27 protein-coding genes are annotated in these 21,912 nt (G+C 48.1%); 17 read left to right on the forward strand and 10 right to left on the reverse strand.

The features are described from left to right. Positions 1-16: 16 nt before the first annotated feature. The 3 genes from CPZ25_RS16790 (at position 17) to CPZ25_RS16800 (ending at position 1,283) form a co-directional block, all read left to right on the forward strand. Complete coding sequence (locus CPZ25_RS16790; RefSeq protein WP_096920125.1) at positions 17-283, forward strand: HPr family phosphocarrier protein; 267 nt, start codon at positions 17-19, stop codon at positions 281-283. A 114-nt stretch (positions 284-397) separates the two neighbouring features. Continuing rightward, positions 398-883 carry a YtxH domain-containing protein gene (locus tag CPZ25_RS16795; RefSeq protein WP_058695736.1) on the forward strand — a complete coding sequence of 162 codons (486 nt, stop codon included), beginning with the start codon at positions 398-400 and terminating at the stop codon, positions 881-883. A 16-nt stretch (positions 884-899) separates the two neighbouring features. Then, positions 900-1,283 carry a DUF948 domain-containing protein gene (locus tag CPZ25_RS16800; protein ID WP_058695735.1) on the forward strand — a complete coding sequence of 128 codons (384 nt, stop codon included), beginning with the start codon at positions 900-902 and terminating at the stop codon, positions 1,281-1,283. 54 nt (positions 1,284-1,337) lie between these two features. Here CPZ25_RS16800 and CPZ25_RS16805 read toward each other — a convergent pair whose 3' ends face one another. Genes CPZ25_RS16805 through CPZ25_RS16815 form a run of 3 tightly spaced genes read right to left on the reverse strand, consistent with a single transcriptional unit; the run spans position 1,338 to position 4,245 of the window. Beyond that, entirely contained in the window at positions 1,338-2,069 is a 732-nt protein-coding gene (locus CPZ25_RS16805) for a LytR/AlgR family response regulator transcription factor (protein WP_096920124.1), read from the reverse strand. Positions 2,070-2,109: 40 nt separating this feature from the next. Beyond that, the gene (locus CPZ25_RS16810) at positions 2,110-3,471 is read right to left on the reverse strand and encodes an ATP-binding protein (protein WP_096920123.1); all 1,362 of its coding nucleotides are present in this window, start codon (positions 3,469-3,471) and stop codon (positions 2,110-2,112) included. Between the two features lie 9 nt (positions 3,472-3,480). Continuing rightward, on the reverse strand, positions 3,481-4,245 hold the full coding sequence (locus CPZ25_RS16815) for a hypothetical protein (protein ID WP_096920122.1): 765 nt from the start codon (positions 4,243-4,245) through the stop codon (positions 3,481-3,483). Positions 4,246-4,514: 269 nt separating this feature from the next. On the opposite strand from CPZ25_RS16815, the gene CPZ25_RS16820 reads away from it, so the two are divergent. From CPZ25_RS16820 to trpS, 8 genes are all read left to right on the forward strand, one after another. Further along, entirely contained in the window at positions 4,515-4,931 is a 417-nt protein-coding gene (locus CPZ25_RS16820; protein WP_096920121.1) for a hypothetical protein, read from the forward strand. 333 nt (positions 4,932-5,264) lie between these two features. After that, positions 5,265-5,576, forward strand: a complete 312-nt coding sequence (locus tag CPZ25_RS16825) for an STAS domain-containing protein (protein WP_058695730.1) — start codon at positions 5,265-5,267, stop codon at positions 5,574-5,576. Between the two features lie 2 nt (positions 5,577-5,578). Next, positions 5,579-6,019, forward strand: coding sequence for an ATP-binding protein (locus CPZ25_RS16830; RefSeq protein WP_074618002.1), 441 nt, complete (start codon positions 5,579-5,581; stop codon positions 6,017-6,019). Position 6,020: 1 nt separating this feature from the next. Further along, the gene (locus tag CPZ25_RS16835; RefSeq protein ID WP_058695728.1) at positions 6,021-6,773 is read left to right on the forward strand and encodes a SigB/SigF/SigG family RNA polymerase sigma factor; all 753 of its coding nucleotides are present in this window, start codon (positions 6,021-6,023) and stop codon (positions 6,771-6,773) included. Between the two features lie 206 nt (positions 6,774-6,979). After that, on the forward strand, positions 6,980-9,064 hold the full coding sequence (gene fusA / locus CPZ25_RS16840; RefSeq protein ID WP_058695727.1) for an elongation factor G: 2,085 nt from the start codon (positions 6,980-6,982) through the stop codon (positions 9,062-9,064). A 561-nt stretch (positions 9,065-9,625) separates the two neighbouring features. Beyond that, positions 9,626-10,204, forward strand: coding sequence for a xanthine phosphoribosyltransferase (locus tag CPZ25_RS16845; RefSeq protein WP_096920120.1), 579 nt, complete (start codon positions 9,626-9,628; stop codon positions 10,202-10,204). 24 nt (positions 10,205-10,228) lie between these two features. Beyond that, positions 10,229-11,038, forward strand: coding sequence for a glutamate racemase (gene murI / locus CPZ25_RS16850; protein WP_096920119.1), 810 nt, complete (start codon positions 10,229-10,231; stop codon positions 11,036-11,038). A 28-nt stretch (positions 11,039-11,066) separates the two neighbouring features. Then, entirely contained in the window at positions 11,067-12,071 is a 1,005-nt protein-coding gene (trpS, locus tag CPZ25_RS16855; RefSeq protein ID WP_096920118.1) for a tryptophan--tRNA ligase, read from the forward strand. Positions 12,072-12,235: 164 nt separating this feature from the next. Here the strand turns inward: trpS and CPZ25_RS16860 are convergent, their stop codons facing one another. The 5 genes from CPZ25_RS16860 to CPZ25_RS16880 all read right to left on the reverse strand — a co-directional run bounded on the left by CPZ25_RS16860 (position 12,236) and on the right by CPZ25_RS16880 (position 14,696). Then, positions 12,236-12,805, reverse strand: a complete 570-nt coding sequence (locus CPZ25_RS16860; protein ID WP_096920117.1) for a YcbK family protein — start codon at positions 12,803-12,805, stop codon at positions 12,236-12,238. A 299-nt stretch (positions 12,806-13,104) separates the two neighbouring features. Continuing rightward, positions 13,105-13,347, reverse strand: coding sequence for a DUF2922 domain-containing protein (locus CPZ25_RS16865; protein ID WP_058695722.1), 243 nt, complete (start codon positions 13,345-13,347; stop codon positions 13,105-13,107). A 43-nt stretch (positions 13,348-13,390) separates the two neighbouring features. After that, positions 13,391-13,615 carry a DUF1659 domain-containing protein gene (locus CPZ25_RS16870; RefSeq protein WP_058695721.1) on the reverse strand — a complete coding sequence of 75 codons (225 nt, stop codon included), beginning with the start codon at positions 13,613-13,615 and terminating at the stop codon, positions 13,391-13,393. A 282-nt stretch (positions 13,616-13,897) separates the two neighbouring features. Further along, the gene (locus tag CPZ25_RS16875; RefSeq protein WP_341473501.1) at positions 13,898-14,404 is read right to left on the reverse strand and encodes a sigma-70 family RNA polymerase sigma factor; all 507 of its coding nucleotides are present in this window, start codon (positions 14,402-14,404) and stop codon (positions 13,898-13,900) included. 73 nt (positions 14,405-14,477) lie between these two features. Further along, positions 14,478-14,696 carry a hypothetical protein gene (locus tag CPZ25_RS16880; RefSeq protein ID WP_074618440.1) on the reverse strand — a complete coding sequence of 73 codons (219 nt, stop codon included), beginning with the start codon at positions 14,694-14,696 and terminating at the stop codon, positions 14,478-14,480. A 74-nt stretch (positions 14,697-14,770) separates the two neighbouring features. Here CPZ25_RS16880 and CPZ25_RS16885 point away from each other — a divergent pair, with 74 nt between their 5' ends. Further along, positions 14,771-15,265, forward strand: a complete 495-nt coding sequence (locus CPZ25_RS16885; protein ID WP_096920114.1) for a hypothetical protein — start codon at positions 14,771-14,773, stop codon at positions 15,263-15,265. Here the strand turns inward: CPZ25_RS16885 and CPZ25_RS16890 are convergent. Together CPZ25_RS16890 and CPZ25_RS16895 are read right to left on the reverse strand one after the other, a co-directional pair. Then, positions 15,228-16,052 carry a BRO family protein gene (locus CPZ25_RS16890; RefSeq protein ID WP_167495261.1) on the reverse strand — a complete coding sequence of 275 codons (825 nt, stop codon included), beginning with the start codon at positions 16,050-16,052 and terminating at the stop codon, positions 15,228-15,230. The two genes, CPZ25_RS16885 and CPZ25_RS16890, sit on opposite strands and share 38 nt — an antisense overlap. Position 16,053: 1 nt before the next feature. Next, positions 16,054-16,506, reverse strand: coding sequence for a hypothetical protein (locus tag CPZ25_RS16895; RefSeq protein ID WP_096920112.1), 453 nt, complete (start codon positions 16,504-16,506; stop codon positions 16,054-16,056). Between the two features lie 92 nt (positions 16,507-16,598). On the opposite strand from CPZ25_RS16895, the gene CPZ25_RS16900 reads away from it, so the two are divergent. From CPZ25_RS16900 to CPZ25_RS16920, 5 genes are all read left to right on the forward strand, one after another. Further along, entirely contained in the window at positions 16,599-16,826 is a 228-nt protein-coding gene (locus CPZ25_RS16900) for a hypothetical protein (protein WP_096920111.1), read from the forward strand. Next, a complete protein-coding gene (locus tag CPZ25_RS16905) occupies positions 16,814-17,113 on the forward strand; it encodes a hypothetical protein (RefSeq protein ID WP_096920110.1) in 300 nt (99 codons plus the stop codon). Before CPZ25_RS16900 ends, CPZ25_RS16905 begins: the two co-directional genes overlap by 13 nt. A 297-nt stretch (positions 17,114-17,410) precedes the next feature. After that, entirely contained in the window at positions 17,411-18,877 is a 1,467-nt protein-coding gene (locus CPZ25_RS16910; RefSeq protein WP_096920109.1) for a helix-turn-helix domain-containing protein, read from the forward strand. Further along, positions 18,864-20,300: a hypothetical protein gene (locus tag CPZ25_RS16915; protein WP_096920108.1), complete on the forward strand. Its 1,437-nt coding sequence runs from the start codon at positions 18,864-18,866 to the stop codon at positions 20,298-20,300. The genes CPZ25_RS16910 and CPZ25_RS16915 overlap by 14 nt, the downstream gene beginning before the upstream one ends. Positions 20,301-20,800: 500 nt before the next feature. Next, positions 20,801-21,892, forward strand: a complete 1,092-nt coding sequence (locus CPZ25_RS16920; RefSeq protein ID WP_096920107.1) for a hypothetical protein — start codon at positions 20,801-20,803, stop codon at positions 21,890-21,892. Positions 21,893-21,912 lie beyond the last annotated feature (20 nt).

Below are 21,912 nucleotides of genomic sequence, written 5' to 3' on the forward strand. Positions count from 1 at the left end.
GGTGGTGAATTTAAAAATGGTCAATAAGGTCGTAACCATTACCAACGCCACCGGCCTGCATGCAAGACCGGCATCCATGTTTGTACAGACCGCTGGAAAGTACAGATCAAAAATTGAAGTGGTCAAGGGCGATGCGCGCTTAAATGCCAAGAGCATTATGGGGATTATGTCCGGCGGCATCGCACAGGGGACCACGGTCACCATCGAAGCCGACGGCGAGGACGAACAGGAAGCTCTGGAAGCGCTGGTTGCGCTGGTGCAAAGTAATTTTGGTGAAAAGTAACTAAAAAAAGTAAAGAAATTTTCAATAATACCTCAAAGGGCTGTTCAATTTAAGCTTTTTGGGGTATTATTATATTACTATCAAAAACGATTTAAAACCAGGAGGACAAAGAATATGAGTTGTAACAAAGGTTATTTTGTAGGCGGATTGTTCGTTGGAACAATCATTGGTGGTGCTTTAGGTATTCTGCTTGCCCCAAGCTCCGGCGAAGAAACACGCCGTAAGATTAAAGACGGCGCGCAGGACACTTTCGGTGACGCGTATGATCAGGCTGTGGAATACGGTGAAAATCTCAAGGAACAGCTGCAGGACATGACCGATTCTGTAACCGATAAGGTAAACCAATACAAAAACCAGATTGAAAATAAAATTCAGGAAATCCAGGATGAAGTGAACCAGGACATCGAAGAATTAAACGAAGAACTGGAAGCACTTCAGAAGGAAGACGGCGAAGCCGTTGCCGACGCGGCCAAAGACACCGTCGATGCCGCCAAGGATGCAGCGGACGACGCTAAGGACGTAGCGGCCGACGCGGCTGACAAGGCTTCTGACACCATCGACAGTGTTAAAAACGCCGCCAAAGACGTTGTAAAGAACTAGGACTGGTATCCGTTAAATGATGACTGTAAGTTTTAGTATCTGGGAGTTGGCGGTCCTGATTATTGCCATTGCCTTTGTATTTGGGACGGTTTATCTGATTAAGGTTTTTAAAAACCTGGGTTCGACCCTGGAAACCACAGCCAAGCTGATGGATGAAAACCGCGCGCAGATCCACAACATCATGGACAATGTGGACAGCATTACGCAGAATGCCGACGATATGACAAACAAGGCAAACGATATGCTGGGCGGCGTAGAGGATTCCGTCAACCATCTTAAATCCGATGTGGTAGACCCGTTGGTCGGCGCTTTTGCCAAAATCGCCAAGGTGATGCAGGTCATCAGCAAGGGTGAGGCACGCGTGGCGAATAAGAAGGAAAAAAAGATTAAAAAAGTTTGATGTAATAAAAAGAGAACCCCGGGATGTACCAAAATGTTACATCCCGGGGTTTTTTTAGCCTTTGAGCCGGTTGAGCTTTTTAAATTGATAACTTCGGTAATAATCCTGAATTTCATTGTAAATGGAGCGGGCGATGGACACGCGTTCGCCATTACTCATGATAAACTCCTTATTTTCCATAAAGTTGACCTCATCCAGGTTGACCATGCAGTTGCGGTAACAGCAGATAAAATTGGAGTAGGGCAGGAGCAGCTTGGAAAAATCTTTAAAGGCCATATAAGTCTTGACAGTTCCCGCTTTGGTATAAATATAAATATAATGGTTGGAGTAGTCGGTATAAATGATGTTGCGGATTAAGATTTTAATGTTGGTGCGGCTCTGCCTGACTTCGATATAATGAGCTTTTTCAACCGCCAGAGAATTGCAGCGCTGCATGGTTTCTTCAAAGGTGCCGTAGTCGTAAGGCTTGACAAGATAGTCAGACGCGTGCACTTTATAACCCGCCAGCGCATGGGTGTGCTCAGTGCTTATGGTTGAAAAAATCAGAATGCAGTTCTTATCGGTTTCCCGTATTTTTTGTGCCAGCTCAATGCCGTTCATATCGTCTATATAAATATCCACAAAAATAAGATCGTAAACTTGTGGGATAAAGCACGCCAGAAAGTCACTGGCTTTTTCAAAACTTTTAATATTTGCGAATGTTTCGTTTTTGTCGCAATACTGCTTCAGATAATCGCAGAGAAGCAGGCTGTCCTCTTTTAAATCGTCGATAATTGCAATGTTCAAATTGTTGTCTCCTCCTGTTGTGTTAAGATGCTATGCCATATCACAGGCTGTCTCCTGAGGTCTGCTGGCTGTTTTCCAGTTCCAGCAGGATCAGAACCTTATAGGTGTTCTTTTCAATTTCTCTGCTGAGCGTGCCGTTATATTTTTTTACGATGCTGTCAATGGATAAAAGCCCGATTCCGCCCTCCTGGGCAGCATTTGTGCTACGCTTGGATGAAAGGAAGTTTCCATTTTTATCGTATTGGATTTCGTGGTCAAAGCTGTTTTCAACCATTATGCAAAAATCTCTTTTGCTTGTAAAGCTGGCGGTGACATGGATAAAACGCGCGCCGTCCTGCTGGCGCTCACAGGCTTCGACCGCGTTTTCAATCAGGTTGCCGAGCACAACACATAGATCATTTTCGGAATCGGAGAGAGTATCTGGAATCAGCAGGGTACTGGAAACCTCGGCGCCGCACAGTCTTGCGCGTTCAAAAAAATGGCAGGCGATGGCGTTGATGGCGCAGTTGTCACAGAGAATAACATTTTCATCAGGCGCAGCCTCACGCGTAATCTTTCTCAGGTATCCCAGTGCGCCGTCGGTATCGTTTTTTTCCAGATAGCCCTCCAGCCCCATCAGATGGTGGCGCATATCGTGGCGGAGCTTGGAGGTGGCTTCGATATCCCTCTTAATGCGCTGGTACTGGTCCTTTTCCTTTTCCACAAGGAGGGATGCCAGCTCAAGCTGTGCGTGATCTCTGGTCAGCTGAATGATCTCAAGGGCCATCCGGATCACCAGGATATTGACCGCGAAGATACCGATGACCCAGGCGACGGAAACCAGAATGCTAAGCTGTGTGAGCTCTTCCGGAAAGGCCTGTCTTTGGAAAACCTTCATGGTGGTGACGAGATAGAAAGCAAAGGGGACGCCCCAGAGGTAGTTCCAGAATACAGCAGGCATACCGGAGGCGGCATCCATGAGCCGCTTGACAAAGCGATGCACAAAGAAAACCATGAGCGGCAGAGTCACTGCCAGCACAAACGCGTAGCATAAAAGAAAACGGCTGCTGGCCTCAATGTATGTGAAAGGCGCGGGCAAGGCGCCTGCGAGAATATTGCTGAAAAAAGAAACAATATGTACATAGCTCTCAAGTACGAAAAAGGCAAAAGCCGTTTCATAAACAGAGGAATGAAAAATCAGATGGTAGTAGATGAAGATCAGCGCGATCAGCAGCGGTTCTGAAAACAGTACTGTGGCGTGGAGGATGGTAACGATCTTGTCCAGAATAATGCTGATGGCCACTGCCGCCACCGTCAGCAGAATTTCTCTTTTGTCGGACAGCCGCAGCTTTTTGTTAAACACGTTAAAGCCCAGGCCTGCCATGACGGCAAAGGGAAGGGCGATATTATAAAATAAGTACATAAATACCTCTTAGGATTTTGTTTTGTTCGAGTCTGTCAGGCGGTCTATTTTCTGAGCCAGAGCCTGGTAATCATAAATCCCTGTTGACTGCGCCACCTTGAACAGAGCGCGTTTGTCAAGAACGCGCTCTGCGCTGTGAAGGCGGTATCGCTCACTCTCGGCCAGGCTGTGTACAGGCCGCGCCAGCTTTTGGTAGAGCCTCATAATGTAATGATCCCGCGGCGCCTCATAGTCAAAGCAATCCGGCAGTACTGTCCATAGCGGCTCAGAGCTGCATCCGGCAATGATGCGGGTAACCGCTTCGCGGTTGTCGATAACCGGCACCATGCGAAGCTCACCCGGCATTTCCAGACGGATGAAGTACTGGTGGTTAAAACGCACCAGGCAGTTCTTTTTCAGATGGGGCAGCTCATGACCGACCAGTCCGGTCGACATGCAGAAGATGCGCAGCATGCTAGGGCTGGGGCTTTGGATATAGGGCGAATCCAGCAAAAAACAGCGGCGGTCCTCATCATAGAGCTTTGCCAGTGCGCTGGCGTCCACCATGCGGGTGTTTTTACTCAGCTTTGTGCGGCTTTGGAGCCACGGCGCGACGTGTGACCTCGCCGCCGTAAGGGTGTCACACCCGTAATTTTCAGCGACCCACCTGATAAAGCTGACACAGTGGAGCCGGTAGGTGCGGTAGGTATTGCTTGTGCCCTGAGGGGCTAGCCGCTTTTTTAAAACATGTTCAGTTTCACTTATGAGTGCTTCAAAGTTTTCAGATTGATTCATTTGATTTTGATTTACTCCATTCTCTATAAAAAGTATACGTTAGCCTTGAATTGAGTTCAATCCAGATAACGGTAAAATAAATAATATTTCGGTAAAAACAGGTGATATCCGTAAAAAATAGACGATTTTAGCAGGAAGAAGTCCTTTTTTCGAGCTGGTAAAGAGATATTTTATCTTTACCATTGTGGGAAAAACATTACTGTTATATGCGTTGAGGAAAAGGAATTGAATTGTTATAATAAAATTATAATTACAAAGGAGGAATCGTTTTGGAAGGGAAAAAGTATTTGAAATTTGCGGGCATTATTTTAGTGATTATTGGCGTCGCACAGCTTCTGTTGGCCTGTCTTGCCTTTGCAGGCGGCGGGATCGCAGCTTTAGACATTGAAGCAGGAGCAGGCAATGATCTAATGGTTTCTGGGGCAGTCGCTGTCATTGGTGGTATTATGCTGGTAATTAACGCTGTTTTTAATCTTATTTTTGGCATTATGGCCGTTAGAAACTGCGAAAACGCTGGTAAGGCCAAGGCTTTGCGCATCATGGGCGTGATACTGATCGTTTTATCGGTCGTCTCTCTAATCACTCATTTTAGCAGTGGTCTGGCAGCAGTAATCAGCTGCATTATTGATCTTATTATCAGTATTATTTATTTTGCAGGGGCTCAGAAGAATTTAAAAACCTTATAAAAAACGATAACCCAATATCGCACTTGGGATAATAAAGTTATCCCACCCAGAAACTGAAGGCGGCGCGCTTTCAGTTTCTTTTATATTGTCAATGCTTCAGCAAAAGGTTCCCCCTCACACAGCCTTTCTCACAAATTTAAGGCTTTTCTGTTAAAATAAACCAATGTACTGCAGCCTGTGCTTTGAAATTGAGCTTCTCCTTTTAAAAAAAGAATTATTTTTGATTTTTGAGTTTAAAAGGTGAGAAATTTGGGTATAATAGTCTCAGTGATGTTGAATGAATGCATTTTGGGGCTGCCAGGCAGCCGAACCATGTTCGTTGAGGAGGATATAATGTTTGAAATAAGTGAATTGAAAAATGGCCGGGAAGGTGTACGTGTAACAGGAGAAGTTGATATCTATACTGCCACGCAGTTTAAGGAACCCATCGAAAAATTGATCGAAGCCAATACAAAAGAGATTTTTCTGGATTTAACGGACCTGTCTTACATTGACAGCACAGGGATTGGTATCCTGATTGAGCTGCGCAAGGGCAGCATGAGCAGAGACCTGAACATGACGCTGATCAACCCGCAGAAAAATGTTGTTAAGCTGTTACAGCTGACCGGTGTCGATCAAATTTTTAGTATTGTGGAGGAAAATTAGCAATGAGTGATATGAGTTGCAGTACATGCAGAAGTTTGCAGGGAGAAACAGTTCACATTAGCCTGCCGAGTCTTCCGCAGTTTGTCAGCCTTGCGCGCTTGACGGTTGCATCGGTCGGAAATATCGTTGGTTTTTCGATTGATGTGGTAGAAGACCTGAAGGTAGCGGTTTCTGAGGCCTGCACAAATGCCCTGCGTCATGGCTGCTCAAGCGAACAGTCTTATGACCTGTATTATCAGCTTGATCAGGACAAGCTCACCATCCGTGTCGAAGACAATGGTGAGGGCTATGAGCCTGAAAGCGTGAGTGAACCGGAACTGCCCGGCAATCAGGCCGGCGGCTTTGGCCTGTTTATTATCAAATCGTTGATGGATGAGGTAGAAATCGTCAGTAATAAAGGAATGGGTACCAGTATCACGATGGTGAAATACCTGAGGACATAAGATGGAATATCCAAATCAAATGACAAAACAGGAATCAAAAGAACTGTTTATCGAATATAAGAAAACAGGCGATAAGGAAATTCGTGATCGCCTTATCGAGAATTTCCTGTATATTCCTAAATTACTGGTCAAAAAATATGCTTACCGCAGCAACGATGTGGAAGATATTTATCAAGTTGCCTGTTTGGGACTTATGTACGCGGTCGAACGCTACGATCCCGACAGAGGCTTTGAGTTTGACACCTTTGCATCACCCACCATCATCGGCGAAATTAAAAAATATTATCGTGACAAACAGTGGATTATCCGGGTTCCAAGGAGAATTCAGGAGCTTAACCGCGAAATCAACCGGGCGAAGACGACCTTAGAGCACAAGCTCATGAAAACGCCCACGATTTCTGAGATTGCGGACTATCTGGAGGTGACCGAGGAAGCTGTGATTGAAGCAATGGAAGGCAATAATGTCTTCTATCCAAAATCCTTATCAACAGAATTTGAAAGCAATGCAGACGGACAGGAAGCAACGCTCTTAGATTTGATCGGCGAAGAAGATGAGCGGATCGAAAACATCGGAAATGTTGAGGATCTCCGCCAGCGCCTGGAAAGCCTGAACCCAGTCGAGCGGATGATCATCGAGGAGCGTTATTATAACGGAAAGACCCAGAAGGAGGTGGCCGCCATTATCGGTAAATCACAAATGACGGTATCCCGTCTGGAAAAGAAGGTTATGGAGAAGCTGAGAGTCGGACTGTAATCTTAAGAAAAACAAGGCAGAAAGGGGATTTCGATCCCCTTTAAAAATTTTTTGTAATTCTTTACAAGTTTTAGTGGATAATTTCTGCAAAATATTATAAAATAGTAACATGCAACAAACCAAACGCATTTTCGGGGAAATAACCTTTTAAAATAATGATTTCGAGAAAATGCAATCATTTAAGAATCTAGCAAGGGGGAAGAAGCATGAAAACGTATCCAACCAAAAACATCCGAAATATCCTTTTATTAGGGCATGGGGGAAGCGGCAAGACAACATTGACAGAGGCGCTGGCTTTTAACGGCGGTGCCATTGACCGAATGGGCAGAGTTGATGAAGGGAACACCTTATCCGATTTTGATCCGGAAGAAAAGAGAAGAATGTTCTCAATTTCTTCATCCATTATTCCAGTAGAATATGGCGGACACAAGATTAATATCATCGATGTACCCGGTTATTTTGATTTTATCGGGGACGCCTACGCAGCACTGAGAGTCGCAGATGCGGTTGTTATCGTAGTCGATGCTTTAGCCGGCGTACAGGTAGGTACAGAAAAAGCCATTGAGCTTTTGTCAAAGGTTGACGTACCCGCTTTCATTGTGGTCAACAAAATGGACCGCGAAAACGCGACCTTTGCCAAGGTAATGGATAACCTGAAGGAAGCCTTTGGCAATAAGGTCATTCCTTTTGAATTACCCATGGGCGAAGGCGAGGACATGCGCGGCGTCGTCAACATTGTTGATATGACCGGAAGCGAAAGAAAGGACAACCGCTGCTTTGACGTGGAAGTACCTGAAGATATGAAGGAAGAGCTGGAACCTTTCCGTGAAATGATCATGGAATCCGTTGCCCAGACCAGTGAAGACCTGATGGAAAAATACTTTGACGGCGAAGAGCTGACCGAAGACGAAATCCACCATGGCATCCGCACCGGCGTGCTGGACGGCGACCTGATCCCGGTTCTGTGTACCTCCGCAGTACAGAATATCGGCGTAGAAACCCTGGAAAATATGATCATTGCCTATCTGCCGTCACCAAAGGACGCCAAACCTGTTATGGGCAAGGATCCAAGAGACGGAAAAGAAGTCGAACGTGCCTGCGGCGCCAGCGAGAGCTTCTCCGCACTGGTCTTTAAGACCATCGTCGACCCGTTTGTCGGCAAGCTGTCCATCTTTAAGGTAATGTCTGGCGTACTTGAAGCCACAACGGAGGTCTATAACGCCACCAAGGAAGCAAAAGAAAAGACCAACCACATCTATGTGCTGCGCGGCAACAAGCAGATCGAAATCGAAGCCTTACTGGCAGGCGATATCGGCGCTTTCTCCAAGCTAGGCGTTACCGTCACCGGAGACACCCTGTGCGATCCGAAAGACCCCATCGTCTATGACAAGATCGAATTCCCGAAACCGGTGATCTCAATGGCCATTGAACCAAAAACCAAAGCGGACATCGACAAGCTGTCCACGGGCCTCCACCGTCTGATCGAGGAAGACCCGACCATGAGCTTTAACCGCAATAATGAAACCAAACAGACACTGCTTTCAGGCCTTGGCGAAATGCACCTGGAAGTGATCTCCAATAAATTACAGCAGAAATTCGGCGTCGGCGTAAACCTTGAGCCCATGAAGGTGCCATACCGTGAAACCATCCGTAAATCTGCCAGCGCCCAGGGCCGTCATAAGAAACAGTCCGGCGGCAGCGGCCAGTTCGGTGACGTATGGGTAACCTTTGAACCAGGCGATACCCCGAATGATGATTTTGTCTTTATCGACAAGGTTGTGGGCGGCGCTGTGCCGAGAAACTTTATTCCGGCGGTCGAAAAAGGCCTTCAGGACTGTATGGTGGAAGGCGTGCTGGCCGGCTATCCGGTTACCGGCGTAAAGGCCACCCTGTACGATGGCTCCTACCATGCTGTCGACTCAGATGAAATGTCCTTTAAGATGGCGGCCACTCTGGCATACCGCAAAGGGATGAAAGAAGCCTCACCGGTTCTGCTCGAACCCATCTATAAGCTGACCATCACCGTGCCCGAAGAATACATGGGCGATATCATGGGCGACCTCAATAAGAAACGCGGCCGCATCATGGGGATGGAACCCATCGAAGGCGGAAAACAGGTCATCACCGCAGAAGCGCCGCTGGCAGAATTGTTTAAATATGCCACCGAGCTCCGCTCCATGACCCAGGCCAGAGGCGAATTCGAAATGGAATATGTCCGCTACGAAGAAGCCCCAGCCATGATCTCCGACAAAGTCGTAGCCGAAGCCCAAGCAGCGAAAGAGAAGAAGTGACGCTGAGTCCAATTTCTGAAAGAAATTGGTAAGGAGCGGAGCGTTAGCGTGCGACTGGCAACGAAGCAAATGCAAATTTTGAAGAAAATATCCAAAGCAAAACAGAGGTTTCTGAAAAATTTGCAAGCTGAGTCCAATTTCTGAAAGAAATTGGTAAGGAGCAAAGCGTGAGCGTGCGACTGGCAACGAAGCTAACGCAGATGATGAGGAAATCATCCGGTGAGGATGATAAGATTTCCGAAGAATCTGTGATCATTTGAAAATATAGAGGCGGTACTGGTAGGCAGTGCCGCTTTTTTTAGTTGAAAGTTGATAGTGGATAGTTGGTAGTTATAGAGCGCTTTTGCTGAGGCAAAAGCGATTAAAAAAACGGCCGCAGGCCGTTTTCCAATCAAATCTGCCCCTGGCAGATTTGTACCACAACTATCCACTATCAATTGTCAACTCTCAACTCTCAACTTTTGCCTGCCTTATTGTCAAGTGTGGCAAAGATTGATATAATATATAAATATGCAAAAAGTTTGTAAAAAGATTTGTTAATCGAGAAAGAGAAAAGGGTAAATGGAATTATTAAAGAATAAAATTTTGAACGATGGGCACGCGCTTGGAAAAGATATATTAAAAGTGGATTCATTTCTCAACCATCAGCTGGATATCCGGCTTTTCGAAGCCATGGGCGAGGAATTTGCGCGACGCTTTAAAGATGTCGAAGTCACTAAAATTCTGACCATCGAAACCTCCGGTATCGCCATTGCCGCTGTGGCAGCCAAATATTTTGACTACTGCCCTGTGGTATTCGGCAAAAAAAATGCGTCCTTAAATCTGGATAAGGACATTTATACCAGTGAGGTTTACTCTTTTACCAAGCAGCAGACCTACCAGATCATGGTTTCAAAAAAATATCTGAATCCCGAAGATAAGGTTCTGATCATTGATGATTTTCTGGCCAACGGCAAAGCCGTTGAAGCCCTGGAGGAAATTGTGAAGCAGTCCGGCGCCCAGCTGATGGGTGTGGGCATCGCCATTGAAAAAGGCTTCCAGAACGGTGGAAAAGAAATCCGCGCGTCCGGTATCCGGCTGGAATCACTGGCCATTGTCGATGAAATGTATGAGGATGGCACCATTATCTTTCGTGATTAATACGTATATTGAAGGGATAAGCTTATGGGAAACAGCAGTCCGATTGGTTTAATCGACTCAGGAATCGGCGGTTTTACCGTCCTGCGGGAGCTGCAGCGGCAGCTGCCCAGAGAAAACATCGTCTATCTGGGCGATGCCAAACGCATGCCCTACGGAGAACGGAAAAATGAGGAAATTATCGCCTTTGGTAACAGCGATATCCGTTTTCTGGAGAATAGGGGCGTCAAGGCCATTCTTCTGGCCTGCAATACCCTTTCCTCACTCATTGGCAGCCTCACCGCAAAGGTGCCCTTATTCAGCATTGTGGAGGCCGGGTGCCTGGCCACCATCGACCGTCAGAAGGAAGGATCGGTAGGGCTCATCGCCACCACCGCCACCGTCAAAAACGGTACCTATGAGCATATTCTGTCCAGACACACGCAGGCGATCAGCTACATTACCCAGGGGACCCGTACCCTTGCCAATGTGATCAATAACCACCCGGGCGAGCTGGTGCTGCTGCGCCGGAATATTAAAGAGGCCATCGACCCCATCTTTGAAAGAGAGCGGGTCAGTGCGCTGCTTCTGGGCTGTACCCATTTTCCCATTGTCCGTAAAACCATTGAGGAAATGTACCCCTGCCTGAGCATCATCGACCCGGCCGACAAGCAGATCACCCTGCTGAAGGCGTATCTGGAGAAGAACAACGCCTTTAACGAAAGCCAGTACGACGGCGTGACGCATATCTGCGCTACCGGCGGGGACCGGGACTATACCATCTTTGAGAATATGATCGAGCAGCTGGCCCTTGGCTGCAACGAGCTGACCCTGGAACAGCTGGACATTGACGAATAAAACATTTAATCCATTAGGAGGAGCATCTATGGAAACACCCGAAAAAAAAATTGTGTACAGCGGTATACAGCCATCAGGAACCTTTACCATCGGTAATTATTTTGGCGCCATGAAAAACTGGGTGCCCATGCAGGAGGCCTATGACTGCCTGTACTGCGTGGTCGACCTGCACGCCATCACCGTGCCGCAGGTTCCGGCGGATTTAAGACGCCGCACCTATGAATCCCTGGCCATTTTGATGGCTGTGGGCATCGACCCGGATAAATCGATTCTTTATGTGCAGTCCCATGTGCCGGCTCATACCGAGCTGACCTGGATACTCAACTGCTTCAGCTACATGGGCGAGCTGAGCCGTATGACCCAGTATAAGGATAAATCCAAAAAACAGGGCAACAACATCCGCGTCGGCCTTTTCGACTATCCGGTTCTGATGGCTGCTGACATTTTATTATACCAGTCCGATCTGGTACCTGTCGGCAATGACCAGAAACAGCATGTCGAGCTGGCAAGAGACATCGCCGCCCGTTTTAACCAGCAGTTCAGCCCCACCTTTAAGCTGCCGGAGCCCTATTTTGGCGAAACTGGCGCGCGCATCATGAGCCTGCAGGAACCCAGCAAGAAAATGTCCAAATCCGATGAGAACATCAACGGCTTTGTCTCGCTGTTAGACGATCCCGATACGGTTATCCGCAAGTTTAAGCGCGCGGTCACCGATTCCGATACCGAAGTCCGCCACGACCGGGAAAACAAGCCTGGCGTCTCCAATCTCATGGAAATCTACAACTGCACCACTGGCCGCAGCCTTGAAGAAATCCAGAAGGAGTTTGAGGGCAAAGGCTATGGCGATTTCAAGCTGGCAGTTGGCGAGAGCGTAGCGGAGGCTTTGCGCCCCATCCAGACGGAATACAAGCGTCTGCTGGCCGACAAGGGCTATCTGGAAAGCGTCATGAAGCAAAACGCCGAGAGAGCCTCAAAAATCGCGTACAAAACCCTCATGAAGGTCCGTAAAAAGACTGGGTTTATCAATCTGTAAAATAAAAAAACAAAAAATAAAAACAACACTACCCCCGAGTTTTGACCGACGAAAGGGTAGTGAAGTCCATCATACGAGGCAACCGCCTTGCTGCGATTACGCTTCTACCCATATTATACCCCGCTGTGCCTGAAAATTCAAGCACAGCGGTTTTCTTTTTAAGCTTACTCCCAAAGCTCCACATGGGCGTATCCCTCATCGTAGTGGGGCAGCACGCCCAGCCCCAGGCTTTCTGCCGTCTCGGCAAGGGTGGGCACCGAAACGCCCGGGCAGTAGAGGTCTGCGGCGTGTCCGCTCAGATGCCAGGAACAGGGGATACCGCCGACCTCGGCGTTTCGCCTGGGGCAGCGCACCCCAGAGGTGATAATGACCGGACGGTCCAGCACGCAGCGCAGGGCCTCGATGCGCTCGAGCAGGGCGGGGGACATCTGCGCCGGCCACCCGTCGCAATAGCCCGCACAATCACAAGCGTATTCCGACATCAGGAAGTGCCCGGAGACCTGGGGCTCCCGGTTTTCCGGCGCGTGGGGGATGATGGTTTCCGGGGGACCACCGGGGGTTTGCGCCTGCGTGTCTGGCTCAGGCGGCGCTTCTGCTGTGGGCGGAGAGGCCGTCTGCTCTGGCGATGTTTCCAGCAGGCCCTTTGCTTTGGGAAGGGGCAGGGAAGCGGCAAAAATCAGGCTGACGCCAAAGACGAAAAGGATCAGCACCCCGCCTGTTTTTTTATAACGCATATCAAGACTCCTTTCAGACTGTCTAAAAGTTATAAGACAGCGGCAAAATTAAAGTGAGAGGCGATTTAGTTGAAAGTTGAAAGTGGATAGTTGATAGTTGTCGTACGCTTTCGCCTGTGGCTCAAGCCATTAATATGCGGCCAAGGCCGCATCCAATCAAATTCGCATGGCGAATTTGTACCTGAACTTTCCACTTTCCACTATCAACTTTCAACTGGACAGGCTTCTCTTTAAGGCTTTGCCTGTTCATGATTTCCTTTGCCGACAGTCTTAAAGCGGCCCAAAGGGCCGCTTGAAAACTACGCTTGCGCATCTGCGACGGGGACTTCGGTTTTGGTGGTTTCCACCTTCACCGCCCCGGCGAGTTTGACGAGCCCTACGCCGTCGGGAAGAAAAATAGCTTGAGCCAGAATGGCCTCGGCGCCGGTTTTGATCTCGGCGTCGGTAATATCGTTTCTGTAATCGGGAATGGTCATGTTGTGGGTTTTGCCGTCTGCCCGTTCATAGCTGAGAACGAGATCCTTACTGTTTGTTGCTGCCATTTACAGCACCTCCTTATTTTTAATTGAGTTTGCCAAGTGCGGGTTACACTTCCATGAGTTCTTCAGAAGTGACCTTTTGTTTGCGCTCCATAATGGGCTCCTGCATGGCCGCGATGGCCTTGGCAGTAGCGAAAAACGCCTCGTCGGTGACGTCCTCGCGCACATCGCCGTAGGTCTTTGTCTTTTTCACAATTTTTCCCTCGCCGTTATCACCATAATTCAGCGTGGTTTTCATATCGACGCCAGTAATCTGTTTTTCAATTGCCATTTTTGGACTCCTTTCATTTGTGGGATACCTACATAATGCGAAAAAAAGCAAAAACCGTTCACCAGAGGATCAAAAAAGTCGAAATGTAGTTGAAAAGTTAAAGAAAAAGGGGGTGGGTAATGGAGAATTGAGAATGGAAAATGGAGAATTAAAAGAACACTTTTGCGCCTGCAAAAGCGATTAAAACGGCGGCCTTTGGCCGCAAATTCAATCAAAATGCGCAGCATTTTTTTCCTCTAATTCTCAATTCTGCATTCTCAATTCTCAATTGAAAGAAAGGCGTTAAAGCCTTTCTTTCAGCGCCGCCAGTCCCCGCCGGTGCCAGGTGCTCACCGTATTGGGGCTGATGCCCTGTTGTCTGGCGATTTCGGCCAGGGACAGGCCTTTAAAATAGTGGGCCTCGATGATGCTCCGGTACTTTTGGGGCAAAGCTTTCACCAGTGGGGCCAGGCGGCTGAGTTCCTCCTGCCGGATGAGGGTATCAGCGGTCGGGGGCGCGGTATCGGCGATGCAGTCGGCCAGAGTACCGGCATCCTGAGCGCTGGATACAGGCATGTCCAGGCTGAGGGGCGGCTCTGGCGCGGCGCCTTTGTAAAAACGGCCCCTTTCCAGAAAGCAGTAGTTGACCTTCATCTGGACATATTTGCTGAAATAGACGCCGCTTTCCGCATCAAAGCTGCGGATGGCCGAAAGCACGGCCAGGCAGCCGTCCTGATAGGCGTCCTCATAATACGAAGGCGGGATCAGGCGTTTCATGGACGAGAGCACCAGCGCCCGAAAGCGCAGCAGAACAGCCTCCTCGGCTCAGCGCTCACCCTCCTGAGCGCGCTTTAACAGGTGGTTGAGCTCGGTGTATTTTTCTTTATTCATGGTCACACTCACTTTCATCAATGCACGCGTCCTCCAGATAAATGCCGTCGAAATGGCCGGTGATAGCCTCCCGAAACGCGTTGTAGGCATCCTCGGCCTCCTCGGGCGTGCGCGCCCAGACGTCTTTGTCCACCAGGGCGGCTGCCTGAATGTTAAACAGACGGCGGCCCGGTATCAGTCCGGGTCCTTTACCGTATCGATTTTGGGTCATAAAGCACCTCCAGGATTACTTTAAAAAGAAATGTATATTATTTAAGTTATTAATAAAGGGAGACAAATCTGGGGTTGATTCGGCCTCCCTTTTGGGATTTTATCAAAAATACTGGCCAGAAATGTCCGCCCGGCTGTTTATTTATCCACAGCTTGTGGATAATCCACATAGTCGTAGACCAGCAGGCGCTGGCCGCCAAGGCTCTGCCTTGTGACCGGGGCCAGGTTTTCGGCAAAGGGGATCAGGGTGTAGATGCCCCGGCTGTTTTTGACAGCAGGCTGGTAGCGCAGGCGGCCGGCAGCCTCCAGCTGTGCCCGGGCGCGGCTGAGGGAGCGGTAGCTGACGCCGAGATCCCGCTCGAGCTGGTGGGGGCTGATGACAAATTCTGCCCTCCATCTTCACTCGCCCCCAAGGGTGGGCACCGCGCAGGCATTGTTGCGGTACATCAGGTAGTGCCAGAGCATATGGGCCGCTGCCGGCACTGGGTGATCCCGATGCCAGCCGTAAAATTCCTTTACCTCCTGAATGTAATTAATGGGCGGCCTCCTTTCCTGAAAACAGGCTCATGAAATGCACCTGCCCGGCGCCGGTGACGCGGGGCACATGCAGCACCAGGGGGCGGCGGTTCGGGATGCGTCTGCCCTGGGCGTCCTTTGGCCAGATGACCCGGACGCACAGCTCGATGAGGCCGTTGGCCCGGGCCATGGGATGGTTCAGACTGCCGGGCTGCACGCTGAGATACCCCAGCTGACGCAGCTTTTCCATGAGAATTTCACGGCTCATGCCCTGGTATCCCGCGGTTTTTAAAAGGTCGGCCATGCCATACATGCTGATGGTGCGGCTGTCGCCGATGACCGCGTCGGCAAAGAGGGCTTTGGGCTCGGCCAGGGCCAGCTGCTTTTCCAGGGCCTGCTTTTCGGAAAGGACAGCCCGCAGGGAGCAGAGAAGCCTTTCGCAGGCGTCCGGGTCCTTTTCGACCTGAGACAGCACCGACGGGTCCATGTAAGCGCCGTATTTGCGCACACTGGGCAGAATCTGGCTGGTCACGTAGTGCTTGAAGCGCCCAGCGGCAGGCAGGCGGCTGCCAAAGACCAGGGCGTAGAGCCCTGACTCGTTGACCACGGTGGTGCGCTGGTAACGCCCGTTGGGGTCCAGGACGTAACGTTTGGTGACATCCTGGGGCGCCACATGGCGTTTGGCGGCCATGCGGGCATTGGAGTGCCCCAGCAGGGCGCAGAGATCATTGAGGACAAAGTAAACGGTGCCGTCCTGAGCGTCGTACAGCGCGCGGAAGCGCTGGCCGCCAAAAATCTGGGGCAGGCAGACAGGGGTGTAGCGGTTCTGTGATCGGGTCATTTTAATCCACCTCCCTGGCGTTGTTGATGAGCATGGGGGCGATGCGGAGCAGCCAGCCGCCATAGGCGCTCTGCTGATCCTCCGATAGATGGACGGCCGCGTCGATGAGTTTTTTCACGCCCTCCTGATCGATAAAAGCCCGCAGCTGATGGCATTTGAGATTGTCGGGCTGCAGTACCGCCCTCAGGCTTACCGCGTTTCGGCCCAGCAGCCTGCGCACACGGTGCCTTGGCATGGTAAGCCCCAGCAGCCGCTCCACGTCCCGCACGCTGTATAAGACGCCCTCCGGCGTGGCGAGCAGCAGTACGGGCGGAATGCCAGTGCCGATGATCTGGTAGCTCCGGTCCTCCATCGCCGCGCGCCCCGCGGCGCTGTTGAGCACGGTCTCCAGCTCGGCGATGCGTTTTTCAATGGTCAGTTGGGTGGTCATGATTTTTTTCGTGTGGTTTAACATTTTAAATTTCCTTTCGGAACACCGGTGTTCTGTTCGTTTTTTTAAGCTTGATGCCATTGTAAACCGCCTTTTGGAAAAAGGCAAAAGGGCTTATGGTCCTAAAAAAGGGGTGGAAAGATAAAAAATGGACGGGTTTTTGGGTGAAAAAGTATCAGGATGGGTGGAAAAAGAGAGGGCGTGGGGGGATGAGGGAAAAAATCAAGGGAAATGAAAAAATTAATTCTCATTTGCCAGAAAGCCAGAATCATATTACAAAAAAGTTGAAAGTTGATAGTGGAAAGTGGAAAGTTCAGGAGCAAATCAGCCCTTGGCCGATTTGATTAGACGCGGCCTTTGGCCGCATATTAACCGCTTGAGCCAGGGCGAAAGTGTTCCGACATTCTCCATTTTCCATTTTCAATTCTCCATTGATATCGCTTCACATTTTGGCTTTGCAGCTTGTGAGCGATTTTTTCGACACGCTGAAGGAGGGAACGAAAAGTTACCCCCTGCAGGCAGTCGAAAAAGGATATTGACAAGAGATAAAGCGTTAAAAGAGGCCTTTCAGTTGAAAGTTGATAGTGGAAAGTCGAAAGTTCAGGAGCAAATCAGCCCTTGGCCGATTTGATTAGACGCGGCCTTTGGCCGCAACCAACCGCTTGAGCCACGGGCGAAAGCGTACCGCAATTATCAACTATCCACTATCAACCATCCGCTATCCACTCAAAAAGCTTTAAGCTTTAGCGGTGCGTCTCATGAACAGCTTTGCCGACACGCTGAAAGAGGTAACGAAAAGTTACCGCCTGGTATCTTTGTTTTTTGGCAAGGAAAGCATTGATATAAATCATATGTCATCGCTAAAATGATTGAATTGATATCTACAATAAAGTATAATAAAGTTATTACACGAAGGGGAGAAGTGAAAATGTCACTGTTTAGCGAAAAATTAAAACTGTATATCGAAGTCAGCCACCAGACCATCTACCAGTTATCAAAGAAGGCAGAAGTCAACCGGACGGTGATCCATAAAACCATCTCCGGCGAGCGGGTGCCCGGGGACGATTTTCTGGAAAAGCTCTACGGGGCGCTCATGCTCTCGCCCGAGGAAAAAAGAGAGATGCGCCGCCTGGCCGAGCGGGCGCGGGTGGGGGAGAAAGTTTACAGACGGCGTGAGGGCGTAGGCAAGCTGATCCTGAGCTTAAGCTACCGTCCGATCTTAAACGATGTCTTTACATTTAACGCAGATAAAGCAGTGATGAAAACACAGGGCGATAATAAAGCCATGCAGATTCTACACAGCCGGGAAGCCGTCATTGAGCAGGTGATCAGTCTTTTAAGCGAAGCCTTTATCCGCAGCGAAAAGTCAGAGATTCAGCTGTATCTGCCCTTTTCGGAAAAAGAAATATACGAAGCCGCCTATGGCTTTTATATGAGCATCGAGAAAGCAATTCTCTTTAAAAATTTAGTCGCCATCGAGAAGGATTATAAGGATGACGCCGCCTGTCTGAGAAATCTGGACAGCCTGTCCTATGTGTTAAATTTCGCCTTAAATGATCGAAAGGGTTATGAGCCATACTATTTTTATACGGGTGAAGCGCAAAATAAAACAGACAGCATTGCCATGCCCTATTTTTTGCAGGTCAATGACGTCATCATTACCTTTGACAATGCGGTTCGCTCAGCCTTTGTTTATGACGAGAAAGAAACCGTCGATTTTTTCAAAGAAAAGATTGCCCGATTGTTTGAAAACTCAGAACCTTTTGTAAAGCGGCTGGATACAGTCTTGGAAATGTACGGACTTGCCAGTGGCCGGATGAATGAGCTGATTATCGAGCCATTACCCTGTATGGGAAAATATATGACCGACGAGCGCATTGAATCCCTGGTGAGAAAGGAGTGCCCTGTGCGGGATGAGGCCATCAAAATGGCGCGGGATTTTTATTCAACATTGCGGGCGAAAGACTGCTGGCCGGCATCCTTTTTTTCATTTGAGGCCATTGAAACATTTATGAAAAATGGCATTATGCCCACATTGCCACAGGATATTGTGAGACCCATGACCATGGAGGAACGTTGTGAGATCATAAAAGAAATCATAAAGGACAGCACCTCAGAAAAAGAACCCTATATCGCCATTAATACCCATAAATTAAAAACGCCGGTGAATGTAGAAATCATTAAAACCAGTAAAAACGAAATTGTTTTCAGGCGTTTTAATGACGAGGGCAATGAACAGAAAACCCTGTTTCTCTGCGAGGCCAGCATGGTGGACGCCTTTTTAGATTTTATGAAAATACTGCGTTCAAGCGAGTTTGTCTACAGTAAAAATGAGATGATTCAAAAATTGCAGGAATATGTTCAAAAAGGAGACACGGAAAATGTCACTGTTTAGCGAAAAATTAAAACTGTATATCGAAGTCAGCCACCAGACCATCTACCAGTTATCAAAGAAGGCGGAAGTTAACCGGACGGTGATTCATAAAACCATCTCTGGCGAGCGGGTGCCCGGGGACGATTTTCTGGAAAAGCTCTACGGGGTGCTCATGCTCTCGCCCGAGGAAAAAAGAGAGATGCGCCGCCTGGCCGAGCGGGCGCGGGTGGGGGAGAAAGTTTATAGACGGCGTGAAAAAGTAAAAGCGGTGATTGAAGCCCTGAACGACAACCCGCTTTTTAACCCGGCCTACGGCTTTGAAAACCGGGCTTTTGCCGCGGTTTCCAAAACAAAAACCGGCCTGCAGATTATACAGGGGAGAAAAAGCATTGAAGCACAGGTCATGGCGCTTTTGGGCGATGTTTTTTATAACGCCCAAAAGCCAGAGCTTTCAATCTTCATCCCTTTTCAGGAAAAGTACCTCTATGAGCTGCTCTATAATTTTTACATGACCTGTGATAAGGAAACACGTATTTTAAACCTAATCGCCATCGAAAAAGACTATAAAGATGACCGCGCCTGCCTGCGGAACCTGGAAATCTTATCCTCAGCCCTTCTTTTCAGCCTAACCGAAAAGAAGGGCTACCGGCCCTATTATTACTATATGAACGGTGATAACCACTACGAGGAAGGCGTATCCATGCCCTATTTCATTAAAACTGAAAAACAGGTTATGACTTTCTCACCAGATTTTGAAACGGCCTTTGTGTATGACGGTGAGGACAGCTACGGATATTTTTCGGATAAGATTGATCAGTTTTATCAAAAGGCGGAGATGCTGACCGTGTACGGCGAATCCGTTCCGGAGATGTTTGGGTGGAGCTTTATCAGTGCTTATCAGGAAATCATCGAGCCAGCGCCATGCATGGGAGAACTGTTTACCGATGAAAGAATTGATCGCTTTTTAAGAAAAGACATTCCCATGCGCGATGCGCTTTATGCCATTGGATGTGATTTTTATCGTCATGTGAGAGAAGATCTGGGAATGCCGCTTTCAATGTTCTCCTTTGATGGGTTAATTGAGTTTATGAACAGCGGCATTTTACCCACCCTGCCCAAATATGTGACCCGGCAGCTGAGCGTGGAAGAACGCCGGGAAATGCTTGAAGAGATCATCAAAAACGCGAAATCAGCGGCAAAGCCCTATATCGCCATTAACCGTAAAGCCTTCAAAGTGCCGGTGGATCTGGAGATCATCAAGGTGAGCGATCAGGAAATCGCCATACGCCGTTTTAACGAGCGCGGCGATGAGCTGACGACAATCTTTATTCATGAACCCGGACTGGTGGACGCCTTTACCGATTTTATGGATTACCTGAAAACCAGCGATATGGTTTATGATCAAAAAACCATGGTGGACATGATGGAAGGGCTACTGGGGTAAGAAAAGACGCCTGGCTGGTAAAGTTTTTTAATAAGGGATTGCTTTTAAAGACTTTAGGCAGTATAATAAAGCTTAAGGAAAATTAAATAAAAAAGTGCGGCATCCGGCATTGTGCGGCAACACAATACCGGCTTGCGCAGGTGCATCACCACCACACACAACGGCCTTTCCGGGCACGTACCGCATTACTTATTATAGGCTATTTGCGCTCCAAAAACAAGTGGAGCGGCCTATTTTAGTAGGCTTATTTTGTGTTAGCATTTTCAAGCTTGATGAATATTCAAAGCTGTGTCGTGGTGAGCAACCCTGCACGGCTTTTTTGTTTGTTTTCCTTTTGTAAATTTAGACAGAAGGGAGAAATAATTATTTTTTGTAAAAAAATATGCTTGTTTTTGTTAAAAAGAGGGTGACACACTTTGGTGCACATATTGAGAAATTTAGGAAATCAAGTACAATGGAGAAGTACATAAGATTTTCGCGGAAAGGAAAATGAAAGAAAAATGAAAAAAGTAAAGTTGATTTTTTTGATGGTCGCAGGACTGCTGCTGTTGGCTGCCAGCCCGGCACTGGCTGAGGAACAGGGGACAACTGTCCGGGTTGGGAAGTCAAATCAAGGTGAAATCTTGATTAATTCAGCGGCTGATGCTCAAAGCTATAAAGATGTTATTGTCAATGACAGTAAAGACGGAAAATATTTTATTGGGGTAAAAACTTATGATCCAAATTGGGAATTTAATGGAATTATTTGTGTGGATTCGTATGGAAGACAAATTCAAGGTACTTGGGAAAGAGAATCGGCTGATTCAGATAACGGACCGGGTCCAAATGTAGATGGATTTGATGTAAACGCGCAAATTATTTCAATACCATCTGGCTTAAATGTAGATGTTTATCCTGTTTTTGTTAACCGGAAGGATGTTAGCAATTGGCAAACCTCTAGAGCAATCAATTTGCCAGCAAGACAAGTGGAAGAACCTGAGCCAGAATTTAAGATTCAGGTAAAAAGCAATCCTCATGGAGAAACGTTAATCAGTTATCAATCAGGAATCTCAGAATATTACATTGATTTTTATAATGAAGTATATAATATTAATGAAGATGGCGAATATGCACTTGGTGTAAAGCCGGATGAAGGATGGGCTTTTGATTCGTTTGTCTGTTTAGATGCTGAAGGAAATGAAGTGAAAGAAGCGAAAGTAGTGGAGCTTTCGAGTATGGAACATCCTGGGTATGGACCGGATATTGAAGGGTTTGAACATCATGCTAAATGGATATATATTCCCGCTGGTATAAATGCAACGGTATATCCGGTTTATAAAAATTTAGAAACCGGAGAACTGGTCTATAGCGATGAAACACCCGTCGATCCCGTCGATCCGGTCGACCCGATTGACCCCGTGGATCCTGTGAAGCCAGAACCAACTGTCACCCCGGCTGGTAATGAGGAAACCCAAACTCAGATTACCACCAAAACCGAAAGCACAAACCCCAAAACCGGCATTCAGGAAGAAATGCTGTGGGGCGCGGTCGCCGCTCTCACGGTCGCCGCTCTGGTTGTGGTCGCGAGAAAACAGCTGGTTCGTAAAAAATAGTAAAGATTGGATGATGATTC

Origin of the sequence: Eubacterium maltosivorans (assembly GCF_002441855.2) — a bacterium.
Lineage (GTDB): Bacteria > Bacillota > Clostridia > Eubacteriales > Eubacteriaceae > Eubacterium > Eubacterium maltosivorans.

What these genes read in the sequence shown, in the direction of transcription:
- CPZ25_RS16790 (WP_096920125.1), top strand. Translation starts at nt 17, where the DNA reads ATGGTCAATAAGGTCGTAACCATTACCAACGCCACCGGCCTGCATGCA.
- CPZ25_RS16795 (WP_058695736.1), top strand. Translation starts at nt 398, where the DNA reads ATGAGTTGTAACAAAGGTTATTTTGTAGGCGGATTGTTCGTTGGAACA.
- CPZ25_RS16800 (WP_058695735.1), top strand. Translation starts at nt 900, where the DNA reads ATGATGACTGTAAGTTTTAGTATCTGGGAGTTGGCGGTCCTGATTATT.
- CPZ25_RS16810 (WP_096920123.1), bottom strand. Translation starts at nt 3,471, where the DNA reads ATGTACTTATTTTATAATATCGCCCTTCCCTTTGCCGTCATGGCAGGC.
- CPZ25_RS16815 (WP_096920122.1), bottom strand. Translation starts at nt 4,245, where the DNA reads ATGAATCAATCTGAAAACTTTGAAGCACTCATAAGTGAAACTGAACAT.
- CPZ25_RS16825 (WP_058695730.1), top strand. Translation starts at nt 5,265, where the DNA reads ATGTTTGAAATAAGTGAATTGAAAAATGGCCGGGAAGGTGTACGTGTA.
- CPZ25_RS16830 (WP_074618002.1), top strand. Translation starts at nt 5,579, where the DNA reads ATGAGTGATATGAGTTGCAGTACATGCAGAAGTTTGCAGGGAGAAACA.
- CPZ25_RS16835 (WP_058695728.1), top strand. Translation starts at nt 6,021, where the DNA reads ATGGAATATCCAAATCAAATGACAAAACAGGAATCAAAAGAACTGTTT.
- fusA (WP_058695727.1), top strand. Translation starts at nt 6,980, where the DNA reads ATGAAAACGTATCCAACCAAAAACATCCGAAATATCCTTTTATTAGGG.
- CPZ25_RS16845 (WP_096920120.1), top strand. Translation starts at nt 9,626, where the DNA reads ATGGAATTATTAAAGAATAAAATTTTGAACGATGGGCACGCGCTTGGA.
- murI (WP_096920119.1), top strand. Translation starts at nt 10,229, where the DNA reads ATGGGAAACAGCAGTCCGATTGGTTTAATCGACTCAGGAATCGGCGGT.
- trpS (WP_096920118.1), top strand. Translation starts at nt 11,067, where the DNA reads ATGGAAACACCCGAAAAAAAAATTGTGTACAGCGGTATACAGCCATCA.
- CPZ25_RS16860 (WP_096920117.1), bottom strand. Translation starts at nt 12,805, where the DNA reads ATGCGTTATAAAAAAACAGGCGGGGTGCTGATCCTTTTCGTCTTTGGC.
- CPZ25_RS16865 (WP_058695722.1), bottom strand. Translation starts at nt 13,347, where the DNA reads ATGGCAGCAACAAACAGTAAGGATCTCGTTCTCAGCTATGAACGGGCA.
- CPZ25_RS16870 (WP_058695721.1), bottom strand. Translation starts at nt 13,615, where the DNA reads ATGGCAATTGAAAAACAGATTACTGGCGTCGATATGAAAACCACGCTG.
- CPZ25_RS16880 (WP_074618440.1), bottom strand. Translation starts at nt 14,696, where the DNA reads ATGACCCAAAATCGATACGGTAAAGGACCCGGACTGATACCGGGCCGC.
- CPZ25_RS16890 (WP_167495261.1), bottom strand. Translation starts at nt 16,052, where the DNA reads ATGACCCGATCACAGAACCGCTACACCCCTGTCTGCCTGCCCCAGATT.
- CPZ25_RS16895 (WP_096920112.1), bottom strand. Translation starts at nt 16,506, where the DNA reads ATGTTAAACCACACGAAAAAAATCATGACCACCCAACTGACCATTGAA.
- CPZ25_RS16900 (WP_096920111.1), top strand. Translation starts at nt 16,599, where the DNA reads ATGGTCCTAAAAAAGGGGTGGAAAGATAAAAAATGGACGGGTTTTTGG.
- CPZ25_RS16910 (WP_096920109.1), top strand. Translation starts at nt 17,411, where the DNA reads ATGTCACTGTTTAGCGAAAAATTAAAACTGTATATCGAAGTCAGCCAC.
- CPZ25_RS16915 (WP_096920108.1), top strand. Translation starts at nt 18,864, where the DNA reads ATGTCACTGTTTAGCGAAAAATTAAAACTGTATATCGAAGTCAGCCAC.
- CPZ25_RS16920 (WP_096920107.1), top strand. Translation starts at nt 20,801, where the DNA reads ATGAAAAAAGTAAAGTTGATTTTTTTGATGGTCGCAGGACTGCTGCTG.